General features: G+C 70.4%; 13 protein-coding genes. 5 read left to right on the forward strand and 8 right to left on the reverse strand.

The genetic code is table 11. The features are described 5' to 3' along the window. Positions 1–219, reverse strand: a 219-nt coding sequence (locus tag QOL99_RS10450; RefSeq protein ID WP_285523657.1) for an FmdB family zinc ribbon protein, incomplete at its 3' end; no start/stop codon positions are given. Between the two features lie 142 nt (positions 220–361). Between QOL99_RS10450 and QOL99_RS10455 the strand changes: the two genes are divergently transcribed. Then, on the forward strand, positions 362–1,066 hold the full coding sequence (locus tag QOL99_RS10455) for a winged helix-turn-helix domain-containing protein (protein ID WP_285523659.1): 705 nt from the start codon (positions 362–364) through the stop codon (positions 1,064–1,066). Here QOL99_RS10455 and QOL99_RS10460 read toward each other — a convergent pair. Both QOL99_RS10460 and QOL99_RS10465 read right to left on the reverse strand, forming a co-directional pair. Next, complete coding sequence (locus tag QOL99_RS10460; RefSeq protein ID WP_285523662.1) at positions 1,054–1,614, reverse strand: peroxiredoxin; 561 nt, start codon at positions 1,612–1,614, stop codon at positions 1,054–1,056. The genes QOL99_RS10455 and QOL99_RS10460 overlap by 13 nt on opposite strands. A 70-nt stretch (positions 1,615–1,684) precedes the next feature. Next, positions 1,685–3,523 carry an acyl-CoA dehydrogenase C-terminal domain-containing protein gene (locus QOL99_RS10465; protein WP_285523664.1) on the reverse strand — a complete coding sequence of 613 codons (1,839 nt, stop codon included), beginning with the start codon at positions 3,521–3,523 and terminating at the stop codon, positions 1,685–1,687. Positions 3,524–3,681: 158 nt separating this feature from the next. Between QOL99_RS10465 and QOL99_RS10470 the strand changes: the two genes are divergently transcribed. Continuing rightward, positions 3,682–4,377, forward strand: a complete 696-nt coding sequence (locus tag QOL99_RS10470; RefSeq protein ID WP_285523665.1) for a Crp/Fnr family transcriptional regulator — start codon at positions 3,682–3,684, stop codon at positions 4,375–4,377. A gap of 16 nt (positions 4,378–4,393) precedes the next feature. Here the strand turns inward: QOL99_RS10470 and QOL99_RS10475 are convergent, their stop codons facing one another. Beyond that, positions 4,394–5,038, reverse strand: coding sequence for a DNA-3-methyladenine glycosylase family protein (locus QOL99_RS10475; RefSeq protein ID WP_285523666.1), 645 nt, complete (start codon positions 5,036–5,038; stop codon positions 4,394–4,396). A 97-nt stretch (positions 5,039–5,135) separates the two neighbouring features. On the opposite strand from QOL99_RS10475, the gene QOL99_RS10480 reads away from it, so the two are divergent. Beyond that, a complete protein-coding gene (locus tag QOL99_RS10480) occupies positions 5,136–5,597 on the forward strand; it encodes a YbaY family lipoprotein (protein ID WP_285523667.1) in 462 nt (153 codons plus the stop codon). 96 nt (positions 5,598–5,693) lie between these two features. Here the strand turns inward: QOL99_RS10480 and QOL99_RS10485 are convergent, their stop codons facing one another. Further along, a complete protein-coding gene (locus QOL99_RS10485) occupies positions 5,694–6,305 on the reverse strand; it encodes a DedA family protein (protein WP_285523669.1) in 612 nt (203 codons plus the stop codon). A gap of 91 nt (positions 6,306–6,396) precedes the next feature. Between QOL99_RS10485 and QOL99_RS10490 the strand changes: the two genes are divergently transcribed. Next, entirely contained in the window at positions 6,397–7,065 is a 669-nt protein-coding gene (locus QOL99_RS10490; RefSeq protein WP_285523671.1) for an HAD family hydrolase, read from the forward strand. A gap of 13 nt (positions 7,066–7,078) precedes the next feature. Here the strand turns inward: QOL99_RS10490 and QOL99_RS10495 are convergent, their stop codons facing one another. From QOL99_RS10495 to QOL99_RS10505, 3 genes are read right to left on the reverse strand one after another with little or no spacing between them, the layout of a single operon-like run. Then, entirely contained in the window at positions 7,079–7,756 is a 678-nt protein-coding gene (locus QOL99_RS10495) for an SDR family oxidoreductase (RefSeq protein ID WP_285523673.1), read from the reverse strand. Positions 7,757–7,792: 36 nt separating this feature from the next. After that, positions 7,793–9,031, reverse strand: coding sequence for a M24 family metallopeptidase (locus tag QOL99_RS10500; protein WP_285523675.1), 1,239 nt, complete (start codon positions 9,029–9,031; stop codon positions 7,793–7,795). A gap of 16 nt (positions 9,032–9,047) precedes the next feature. Further along, the gene (locus QOL99_RS10505) at positions 9,048–9,857 is read right to left on the reverse strand and encodes an ion transporter (protein WP_285523676.1); all 810 of its coding nucleotides are present in this window, start codon (positions 9,855–9,857) and stop codon (positions 9,048–9,050) included. A gap of 72 nt (positions 9,858–9,929) precedes the next feature. Here QOL99_RS10505 and QOL99_RS10510 point away from each other — a divergent pair, with 72 nt between their 5' ends. Then, the gene (locus tag QOL99_RS10510; RefSeq protein WP_285523677.1) at positions 9,930–11,783 is read left to right on the forward strand and encodes a menaquinone biosynthesis decarboxylase; all 1,854 of its coding nucleotides are present in this window, start codon (positions 9,930–9,932) and stop codon (positions 11,781–11,783) included. Positions 11,784–11,988: the final 205 nt, after the last annotated feature.

Genomic DNA, 11,988 nt, shown 5'->3' on the forward strand with positions numbered 1-11,988 from the left:
GCCCGCGCTGCCGCCCCCGCCCCCGGCGTCGCCCTTCGGCGCGGGGCGGGAATCGGTCGCGTAAAAGCCGCTGCCCCGGAAGGCGATGCCCGGCGCGACCAGCACCCGCTTGATCGCCGCGCCCGTCTCCGGGTGGGTGGTCAGCGGCTCGTCGCGCATGCTCTGCTTGATCTCGTAGGTCTCGCCAGTTTCGATGTTCTTGTAGACGTAGGTGGGCATGTGGGTCCTCTCCGGGCGCTCACTGTAGCAAGGCCACCTGAGAGCGACCGTGAAACCGTTTCGTCAGGATGGACGGGCAGGCGGGCGGGGGCTTTCAGCGCGGGCGGTGGCAGGCTGAAACGCCCCCTGTCACGCTTGGTCCATGACCCGGATTCAACAGGAGGAGGTGCGCGTGGCCGACGCTGCCGTCGCCCGCGCCCTGCGGCAGGACCACGGCTTTCTGGGGCACTTCCTGTCGCCGCGCTCGCCCAGCGAGGTGGCCCCGGCGCTGGGCATGGCCCCCAACCTCGTGCACCACCACGCCCGCAAACTGGCCGACCTCGGGCTGCTGTTCGAGGCGCGGCGGGAGGGCGGCAGGGTCTACTACCAGCTCGCGGCGCGGGAGTTCCGGGTGCCCTCGGACCTGCTGCCCCCCGGCGACAGCGAGGGCAACGGCACGGCGGACCTGCGCGAATTGTCGCAGGGGTTTTTGCGGGCCTATGGGCGGTCGTGGAGCCGGATGCACGCGGGCGAGGAGGACATCTTCGGCTTCGGAGACGCCGAGCGCCCGGCCCGCCCCGCGCCCATGCCCTCCGGCCCACCCGCCGAGCCCTGCCCCACTCACCTCGACGCGCTGACGCTGCGGCTCTCGCCCGAACGGTACGCGCGGCTTGTGCGGGCGATGACGGCCCTGCTGGACGAGGCCGCCGCCGAGGGCCTCCGCGAGGGTGGGTCTCCCTGCACGGTCGCCCTGCTCGCGTTTCAAGGGGTGCCCGGAGAGGGAGAGGCGGGAGTCTTTCAGGGCCTCTCGCGGCGGACCAATTCCTTTCTGGGAGCGCCGGAACAGTCTGACCCTCAGGTCGGGTGATTCCCCAGCCACGTCAGCACGTCCCCCGCGTTTCGGTCCGGCGGAAAGACCGGATAGAACACCCATTCGATCACCCCGTCCCGCACGATCAATGTCACGCGCCGCAGCAGCGTCTCCCCGCCCGCTGCGAAGGTCGGGAGCCTCAGCGCCCGCGTGAGGTCGCCCGCCGCGTCCGACAGCAAGGGGAAGGGCAGATGGAGCCTCCCGGCGGCCTCCCGCTGATAGGCCGTGGCCTGCACGCTCAGGCCGAACACCCGTGCCCCCGCCGCCCGCAGCTCGGCGTGATGGTCCCGGAACCCGCACGACCGCGGCGTGCAGCCCCGCGCTCCGGGGATCAGGTCCCAGTCGTCCGGCATGGGCTGATCGGGGTGGGCCGTCTTGGGATACGCGTAGATCACGGTCCGGCCCGGCAACGCGGCCAGGTCGTGCGGTCGCCCGTCCGTGCCGGGCAGCGCCAGCGCGGGCCAGGGCTGGCCGGTCAGGTGGTCATACGCCCCGTCGTCTATCGGTGCGGGAAGGTTGGGAGGCAGGGTGTGAGCGTCGGTCATCCCCCCAGCCTACCCGCATGCAAAACCGCCCCCAGCTTCAATGCCAGGGGCGGCGGTTGCGAGGGAAGCCTTACGCCCCGACCAGCGCCCGCTCCAGCCCGAACACCGCGCGGTCGTCCACGGCCAGCGGCTCGTTGCCGGCCTTGATGGTCGCGGCGAGCGCCTTGGTCTCGGGGAAGAGCTTGGTGAAGTAGAAGCGGGCCGTCTGCACCTTGCCCAGATAGAAGCCGTCCCGGTCCTGCCCAGCACGGATCTTCTCGTGGGCGATCTTCGCCATCCGCGCCCACAGGTAGCCGTACACAACGTGCCCGAAGTAGCGCAGGTAATCCACAGCGGCGGCGTTGACCTCGTCGGCACCCTCGGGACCGGCCATCGCCTTCTGGCCGATCACCATCGTCAGGCTGCCGAGTTGCCCGGCGGCCTTGCCCAACTGGTCGAGGTAGGGGGCGAGGTCCTCGTCGTCCGCGTTGTCCTCCACGAACTCTTGCAGCGTCCCGGCGAGCTTCTGGAGCTTCTTGCCGCCGTCCATCAGCACCTTGCGGCCCAGCAGGTCGAGGGCCTGAATGCCGTTGGTGCCCTCGTAGATCTGGCCGATGCGGGCGTCGCGCACGAACTGGTCCAGCCCCCACTCGCGGATGTACCCGTGCCCGCCCAGCACCTGCTGCGAGAGCACCGCCGTGGTAAAGCCGTTGTCGGTCATGAACGCCTTGGCGACCGGGGTCAGCAGCGCCACGAGGTCGGCGGCCTCCTTGCGCTGCGCCTCGTCAGGGTGGTGGTGCTCGAGGTCGATGCTCAGCGCCAGCCACATCGCCATCGCGCGGCCCGCCTCGGTGTACGCCTTGCCGGTCAGCAGCATGCGGCGTACGTCGGGGTGCACGATGATCGGGTCGGCAGGCTCGTCCGCGTTCACGCGCGGCTCGTGGCGCATCTGGATGCGGTCCCCCGCGTACGCCAGCGCGTTCTGGTACGCGACCTCGCCCAGCCCGAGGCCCTGCAGACCGGTCCCCAGGCGGGCGGCGTTCATCATGATGAACATGTGGTTCATGCCCTTGTTGATCTCGCCGACGAGGTAGCCCTTCGCGCCGTCGAAGTTCAGCACGGCGGTCGCGTTGCCGTGGATACCCATCTTGTGCTCAAGGGACCCGCAGACCACGCCGTTGCGCTCGCCCACGGAGCCGTCCGCGTTGGGCACGAACTTGGGCACCAGGAAGAGGCTGATCCCCTTGGTTCCCTGCGGGCTGCCCTCCAGCCGCGCCAGGACGAGGTGCACGATGTTGTCCGCGAGGTCATGCTCGCCCGCGCTGATAAAGATCTTGGTCCCGGTGACCGCGTAGCTGCCGTCGCCGTTGCTCACGGCCCTGGTGCGGATCATCCCGAGGTCGGTGCCCGCGTGCGGCTCGGTGAGGCACATCGTGCCCGTCCACTCGCCGGAGACGATCTTGGGGAGATACAGGTCCTTGAGCTCGTCGCTGCCCACCGCGTGCAGGGCCGAGTACGCGCCGTGCGACAGGCCGGGGTACATGCTCCAGGCGACGTTCGCGGAGGTCATCATCTCGACAAGCACGTTGCTCACGAGGTGCGGCATGCCCTGGCCGCCGTAGTTGGGGTCGGCGTCCAGCGCGGTCCAGCCTGCCTCGCGGTACTTCCGGTAGGCCTCCTTGAAGCCGGTGGGCGTGGTGACCGAGCCGTCTTCATGGCGGGTGCAGCCCTCCTCGTCGCCCACGCGGTTCAGGGGCGCGAGTTCGGTCTCGACGAAGCGGGCGGCCTCCTCCAGCACCTGGTTGAGCAGGTCGGCGTCGGCGGTGTCGTTTGCCTGGTAAAACGGCACGCCCGCCAGCGCCTGGGGCGCTTGCAGCAGCTCGTGCATCAGGAACTTGATGTCGCGCAGGGGAGCTTTGTACTGGGGCATGGGGGTTTCCTCCTGGGGGAGCGGTCTTCCTCTCCGGGACGACGCGCAGACTTGTTGATTGTACCGAGTCTAAGAGGCCGGGGCACGAAAGTCACGTGGGGTGGCTCACGGTCGGGCGCCTGCGGGACCCCAGCATTTGCGGGTATCCTGACGAGACTATGAATTACCCGAGCCTGGTCTGGCACCTCAAGCGAACGGAACTGTTCGCTGACCTGGAGCTGGCCGAGCTGGAGCGGGTGGCGGCGACGACTCCCTGCCGCGACTACCATCCCGGCGAGGTGATCTACCGCATGGACGACCCCGCCGACGCGCTGTATTTCGTGCGCAGCGGGCTGGTCAAGATCAGCAAGCTGTTTCCCAGCGGCAAGGAAGCGATCCTGGGGGTGGTCGGCCAGCACGACGCCTTCGGGGAACTGCTGCTGGAGCCCGGAGAACGCCGCCCCACCCAGGCCGAGGCCATCGAGCCCACCAGCCTGATCGTGCTGCCCCGGCACGAGCTGCAAAGCCTGCTCGCGCAGCGCCCCGACCTCGCCATGAAACTGATCCGGCTGATGGCCGCGCGGCTGTTCGAGGCCCGGGCCTGGACCGCCGCCGTGAGTGCCTACAGCGCTCCCGAACGGGTCGCCAGCCTGCTTTTCCGCCTTGCCCGCGAGTTCGGGCGGCCGCACCCGCAGGGGGTGGAACTCGCGCTCAAGCTCAGCCAGGAAGACCTCGCCCGGATGGTCGGCGCCACCCGCGAGACGGTGAGTCACTCGCTGGGCAAGCTCAAGCAGGCTGGGGCCATCACCCGCGCCCGCACGCCCATCGTGGTGCGGCTGGACGTGCTGGGGTCGATGCTCGCGGAACCCGAGTAGGCCCCCGCCTCCGGTTCTACTGGGGAGCCGGTGAACGCCGCCCCCGCACCTGCCGCGCGTGATGGTCGGCCCACAGGGCGCGGGCGGCGAGGGTCCGGTGCGGTGACCATGCCGCCGCGACCGCGTGGGGGTCGGTCCCGGGGGCGAGGCGCGCCAGCCCCTGCCGCAGGATCAGGTCGCCGTGGCTGAACACGTCCGGCCGCGCCAGCCCGAACATCAGGAACATCTCGGCGGTCCAGCGCCCGATGCCGGGCAACGGCGTCAGCGCCGCGACCACGGCCTCGTCAGGCAGCGTGCTCAGATGCGCGAAATCCACCCGGCTGTCCAGGGCAGCGGCTGCGAGGGCCTGCACGGTGCGGACCTTCGCCCAGGAGAGGCCCAGCGCCCGCAGGCGGTCGGGTGCAGCGGCTTCCAGTGTCCCCGGCGTGACCTCGCCCAGCGCGGCCCCCACCCGCCCCGCGATGCGGCCCGCTGCGGCCACCGAGAGCTGTTGCCCGATCACGCTGCGGACCAGTGTGCCGAACGGGTCCGGCGTGGGCGTCAGCGGCGCGAGCGGCCCCAGTGTGACGATCACGCCCCCCAGCACCGGGTCGCGGGACAGGAAGGCGCGGCCCCCGGGGTGGTCGGGAAGGGGGCCGGATGGGGGCAGGACGGGCAGCATGGGCCGGAGCAGAGCACATCCGTCGGGGGGTAACCGTAAAGAAAGGGGGCCGGGCTGACCCTCGTACCTGACGGCAGGGGAGGCTAGCGTGGAGGCCATGAAGCGAGTCTTTCCCGTTTTGCTGGCTGCCCTGCTGATCTCCCCGGCCCTGGCCCAGGGCATCCGCATCGTGCGGCCGGGCACCCCGCCCCCGGCCACGACGCCCTCCACTGCTCCTGACCTCAGTGATGTGCCCGCCGGGTGGCGCGTCGTCGCGGGCCGCGTATCTGCGCCTTCCACCGTGCGCCTGCCCGCCGGAAGCATCGTCACCGTCGCCATTCAGGACGTGACGGGGGGACGCACCCCCTCCACCCTGCTGGAGGTGAGCTTCCCGACCACCAAGCTGTCCACCCCCTACCAGCTTCAGTACAACCCGGTGCGGATCAGCCCGCGCCGTGAGTACGTGGTCACCGCCCGCGTGAACGACGCGCGGGGCCGCCTGCTCTACCGCTCGGCCGCCCGTCAGGAGCTGCCCGAAGGCCGCGCCGCCACGCTGAACCTGCGCGTCACGGCCCGCTGAACGTCAGGAGCCGAATCTCAGGAGCCGAATGTCAGGAGAGAGCCGCCGGGTAAGCGTTCCCGGCGGCCTCCTTTTGGATTGTCCCCTGCGGGGGTATCAGGCCCCGGTCTGCTGCTCGCGCCGCCGCTTCAGGAACCACGCGACCGCCGCGACCACCACCACGGCGAGCACGATCTTGGACACCGGGCTGATGTACTGCTCGACCCGGTCGTAGTTCTCGCCCAGCACGTAGCCTGCCGTGGCGAGCGCCGTGGCCCACAGCCCCGAGCCGATGGCGCTGTAAATCAGGAACTTGGGCATGGGCATCTCGCTCATGCCCGCAGGCAGGCTCAGCAGGCTGCGGATGCCGGGGACCATCCGGCCGAACAGCACCGCCTTGGTGCCGTGCTTGTCGAACCAGTCGTCGGCCTTGCGGATGTCCTTGCCGCTGAGGGTCAGCCACTTGCCGTATTTGTCGGCCCAGGCCACCAGCCGCTCCTCGCCGAAGGCCCGCCCGATGTAGTACAGCGGCAGGGTGCCCAGGACGCTGCCCAGCACGCCCATCAGGATCACGATGGGCAGGCTCATCTCGCCCCGCGCCGCCGCGAAGCCCGCCGAGGGCATGATCAGCTCGCTGGGAATCGGGGGAAAGAGGTTTTCCAGAATCATCAGCAGCAGGATGCCCAGGTATCCCATGCTGTCCATCAAGCCCTGCACCCAGTCCGCCATTGCCTCAGCGTAACGGGTCGGGTGGGGGCCGAACGTCCACCGAAAGTTGAGCGTGCGCCGCTCTGCGGGGGAGCCCGCCTAGACTGCCCCCATGTCCCGGCTGCCCCGCGCGCTCCTCTTCGACTTCGACGGCACCATCCTCGACACCGAGACGCCCGAGTTCACCCACTGGCAGGCCCTGTACGGCGAGCACGGGCTGGAACTGAGCCTGGAGGAGTGGCAGCGCGGCATCGGCACCTGGGACGCCTTCGACCCCTGGGCGGGGCTGCCCGGCCACGTGCAGGCCGACCGCGAGCGGGTCCACGCCGGGCTGCGGGAGCGCATCCACACGGCCCTGGCCGAACAGGAGTTGCGCCCCGGCGTGCGCGGGGTGCTGGAGGAAGCCCGGCGGCGCGGCCTGCGGCTGGCCCTGGCGACGAGCAGCGACCGTGCCTGGGTCACCCGCTGGCTCTCGGCCCACGGCCTGCTGGACCTCTTCGAGACCCTCGCCACCCGCGACGACGTGCGCCGGGTCAAACCCGATCCCGAGCTGTACGTTCTGGCGGCTGAACGTCTGGGCCTCGCTGCGGCCGACTGCCTCGCCGTGGAGGACAGCCTCAACGGGGGCCTCGCTGCCGTCGCCGCTGGCTGCCGCCTCGTCGTGGTGCCCAACGACGTGACCCGCACCCAGCCCTTTCCCCTGGAGTGGCCCCGGCTGGAGGAGGGGTACGTGGGCGGGCTGGACGGCCTCCTTGATGTGGCGCTGAGGGCCGATCGCTGAAAGCTGACCGCTCCTACACGTCCGGGTAGATTTTCAACTCCGTCACGTGCGCCCGGTCGGGCCGCGTCAGCGCGTGGGCCACGCTCTTGGCGAGGCCGCGCGGGTCGATGGTCTCCTCCCACTCGAAGCCCGCCTCGCGGTTTTCCGGGGTGTCGACCGCCCCCATCGGGTACAGGACGCAGCCGCGCACGCCCCGCGCCTTGAGTTCGTCGTGCAGGCTCAGGACGTAGGCGGCGACGGCGGCCTTGCTCGCGGTGTACAGCGCCGCCTTGGGGCCGCTGAGCCGCGCCGCCTGCCCCGCGCTCACGCCCATGATCAGCCCGTCTTTCTGCCGCAGCATGTGGGGCAGCACGCCCTGCACGGCGTGAAAGAGGGTCAGCATGTTGGTGTCGAACAGCTCGCGCAGGTCGTCGGTGGTGGCCTTCTGCACGTCCTGGGCGGTGTAGGCCCCGACCGTGTGAACCAGGGCGTCCACCTTGACCTTGCGCAGCGCGTCCACGCTGGCCGGGTCGCGCAGGTCGAGGTCGAGGACCTCGGTGGCGGGGAAACGGTCAGCGGCGCGTTCCAGGGGCTCGCCGCGCCCGACCAGCACAAGCTGGGCGCCCGCGTCCTCCAGTTCCTGGGCGACGGCGGTGGCGAGTGCGCCGCCTGCCCCCGTGAGCATGATCGTCGAGGAGCTGAGGTTCGCCATGCCCACAGACTACCGGGGCCGGGGCTTGAGCCGACCTTAAGACGGCTCACCCAGGGCGGCCGCCCGCACCCCCGCCCACTCCCCGACCCCCAGCACGAACGGCTCGCGCTGAAGCCCCGTGGTGACCTGCGGCCCCTCCGGGGAGAGGAACACGTTCACCTCGCTGCGGATGCCGAAGCCGCGCTCGCGGGGATAGGTGCCCGGCTCCACCGTGACGGCCAGCCCCGGCGTCAGCGTCCGGGTGTCACGCGTCTCGTAGTCGTCGAGGTTGGCCCCCGCGCCGTGCAGGCTCACGCCGAGGTCGTGCCCGGTGCGGTGCAGGAAGTGCGGCCCCCAATGGGTCCCCATCGCGTCCCGCGCGGCCCGGTCGAGTTCCCAGCCCTGCAAGCGGCCCCAGCCTTCCCCCGCGTACCGCTCGTGCAGGAGGGTCAGCGCCGCGTCCCGTGCCCCCCGCACCGCCTCCCACGCCGCGCGGTACTCGGCGGGAGGCTCGCCCGCGTACCCCACCCAGGTCACGTCCGCGAAGGGACGGCCCTCCTCCTGCGCCCACAGGTCGATCAGGACGCACTCGCCGGGGCGCAGCGTGGCGTTCTTCTCGCCCTCCGGCTGGTAGTGGGGGTCGGCGGCGTTCGCCCCGAAGCTCACGTTAACGGGGTGGCCGCTCGTCATCCCGGCGTCCGCGATGGCCCGCTCGATGACGGCCTGCACGTCGAGCTCGGTCACGGCTTCCCCGGTCCGCAGCCGCTCGTGAATCAGGCGGAAGGCGTCGTCCTTGGCCCCCATCAGCACGTCGGCGGCGCGGCGGTGGGCGGCCAGATCCTCCTCGGACCACACCAGGAAAGCTTGCAGCAGGTCCGCCGAACTCAGCACGTCCGCCGCGCCCGCCGCCCGCACCCGCTCCAGCGTGCCCGCGTCCACCCGGCCCACGTAGGGCACCGCCCCCAGGGGGCTGTATTCCATCGCCACCCGCCGCCCGGCGACGACCTCGCGCAGCCGGGCGTCCAGCTCCGCGTGCGAGCCGAAGGGACGGCGCTCCACGTCCCACCCCGCCGAGAGGCCCGCCCACGTCCCGCCCTCGATGTGGTTGTGTAGCAGCACCGCCCCCCCCCCTCGCGGCACCCACACGAAAAAGCGCCGGGTGAGGTGCGCCTCCGCCGGGAAGCCCAGCACCCGCCGGGCGTGGGGGTTAAGGCCCTGGAAGTCGTACAGCAACCAGCCGTCCAGGTCGGTGGCCTGCAACGCCGAGCGCATGCGGTCGAGGGGGGAGGAGGTCATGGGGGAAGGATAGCCCTCAGCCTCCCTTGCTCAGCTCCCCGCGCAGCGCCGCGAGTTCCCCCCGCAAGGCCCTCAACTCGCGGTGCAGGGCCTCGTTGTTGACCTCGTCCTCCTCCGGCTCGCGCTCCTGATCGTCGCCCACGAAAAAACTCGCCAGCGTCGCCGTGATGTACCCGAACACCGAGAAGCCGTACAGCGCCAGCGCGAAGGTCAGGACCCGGCCTTCGCCCGTGAGCGGCCAGTACTCCGAGCCCAGGCTGGTGAGCAGCATGCCCACCCAGTACAGCCACTCGCCGTAGCCTCCCGGCGCTCCGGGTTGCCCCGCCTCGAAGGAGGCCATCCCCGCCGCCCCCGCCAGCGCCACCAGCCCGGTCGCCCCCAGCACGAACCCCAGCCCCCGGCGCCGCAGGGTGCGCCCCAGGGTCCGCAGCCCCCGGTTCAGGCTGGTGAGCACCCGCAGCAGGTTGGTGCCCCGCGTCAGCCGCAGGGCCCGCAGCGCCCGCAGCCCCCGGAAGGCCCGCAGAATCCGCAGGGCCGGGAGCAGCAGGCTCAGCGCGGTCAGCCAGTTGCGCCGCAGGTACACGCCCTTGTCGGGCGCGAGCGTGAACGACAGCAGAAAGTCGAGGATGAACAGCCCCCAGATCACGTTGCTCAGCGTCTGGAGGATCGGCGGCAGCCCCTGCACGAGGTCCAGCACCAGCAGCCCCAGCCACACGAAGCTCAGCACCGTCATCGGGCGGTCGAGCAGTTTGTCCAGCGTTTCCAGCGTCGTCAGCCGGACCTGCCGCAGCGCGTCATTCGTCGGGGTCGGGGGAGGGGCAGTCATGGCCTTCAGGGTAGGCGGGGCTTCTCCTCATCGGGTACGGTTGCCCCGGCCTGCCTTCCCTAGACTCCAAACATGGCCTTTCCCGATATTCAGAGCTTCATGCGGCTGCTCGAGGAACGTGGCGAACTCGTGCGCGTCTCTGTCCCGGTCAGCCGCGAACTGGAAATCACCGAGATCGCCGACCGACTCGTCAAATCGGGCGGCCCGGCGGTCCTCTTCGAGCAGGTGGTCGGAAGCGACTTTCCCCTCGTCATCGGCCTGATGGGCACCCGCGAGCGCACGGCGCTGGCTCTCGGCGTCTCCGACCTCGACGACCTCGCGGTCAAGATCCGGCACCTGATCGACCTCAAGGGGGCGGGTGGCCTCGGCGGGCTGCTGGGCAACGTGGGCAAGCTGAGGGACGCGATGAACCTCCCGCCCCGCCGGGTGCGGTCTGGCCCCGCCCAGGAGGTGGTCTGGCGCGGCGACGAGGTGGACCTGGGCAGGCTCCCCATCCTGAAGTGCTGGCCGCTGGACGGTGGCCCCTTCGTGACCCTGCCCCTCGTCATCACCAGGGACCCCGAGACCGGCGAACGCAACATGGGCATGTACCGCATGCAGGTCATGGGCCGGAACGTCACCGGAATGCACTGGCAGCGCCACAAGACGGGCACCAAGCATCTGGAAAAGGCCAGGCGGCTGGGGCAACGGCTGGAAGTCGCGGTGGCCCTCGGCGGTGACCCCGCCCTGATCTACGCGGCCACGGCGCCGTTGCCCCCCGTTCCCGGTCTCGACGAGTTCGCGGTCGCGGGTTACCTGCGTGGTCAGCGCTACCCGGTCATGAAGGGCGTCACCGTGGACCTCGACGTGCCCGCCAACGCCGAGTTCATCCTCGAAGGCTACGTGGACCCGCAGGAGGACTGGGTGATGGAGGGGCCGTTCGGGGACCACACCGGGTTCTACACGCTGCCCGACCTCTACCCCCGCTTCCACGTCACGGCGGTGACCATGCGCCGTCAGCCCGTCTATCCCGCGACCATCGTGGGCCGCCCACCGATGGAGGACGCCTATCTGATCGAGGCGTCCGAGCGCCTCTTTCTCCCCGCCGCGCAGCTGATCCTCCCGGAGATCGTGGACTACCACATGCCCCCGGCGGGCGTGGCGCACAACCTCGTGTTCGTCTCCATCAAGAAGAGTTACCCCGGCCAGGCGTACAAGGTCGCCAACGGGCTGTTCGGCCTGGGTCAGATGATGTTCGCCAAGGTGATCGTCGTCGTGGACGAGGACGTGACCGTGAACGACTTCGCGGCGGTGTGGCGCGAGGTTGTGGAAAAGGCGGTGCCGGGCCGCGACACCCTCACCACGCGCGGCCCCACCGACGTGCTCGACCACTCCAGCCGGGGCTGGGGCTACGGCGGCAAGCTCGTGATCGACGCGACCACCAAACTGCCTGAAGAAGTCGGCAGCGCTCTGAGCAGTCGCGAGGAGCAGGGGCACGACCAGGCAGGGGAGAGCCTGTTTACGCCCAGCCCGGTCACTGGTCTCCCTCGCTTCGGCGGTGTCCTCGCCCAGCGCCAGACCCCCGACGGCTACTGGTACGTCGCTCTCGACAAGACCCGGCCCGGTCAGGCCCGCGAGCTGGCCGAAGCGTTCGCCGTCCACCCGGCAGCGCGGGGAATGCGTCACCTCCTGATTGGAGACGCGCAAACCGACGTGGCGAACGAACAGGACGTGTGGTGGACCATCCTCAACAACATCGACCCCGAACGCGACGTGTGGACCCTGCCCACCGTGGGCGGCGGCCTGCTGGCCTGGGACGGTGCCCGCAAACTCCCCGAGGAAGGCTTCGTCCGTGAGTGGCCCTCCAAGATCGAGATGACCCCCGAGATTCAGGGCAGGGTCGAGGCCCGCTGGCACCTGTACGGCCTGCCGGAAAAGTGGCGCTGAGCGCGGGGGCTCGGGGCTGTTCCATGTCGGTGCAGGTGGGGTGTTGACAGATCGGGCGGGGGAGCATATAGTTCCCTTCGCCCGATCAAAAGGGCGAGCGCAAGAAAGCCTTTCGGGCCTCTGCGCGGGACGCATGACAAGCTGGTGCAAGTGACGATGACAGGACCTTCCGACAGGAGGGTGTACGCGGACGTCCCCCCGGATG

Origin of the sequence: Deinococcus rhizophilus, assembly GCF_030271215.1 — a bacterium.
GTDB lineage: Bacteria > Deinococcota > Deinococci > Deinococcales > Deinococcaceae > Deinococcus > Deinococcus rhizophilus.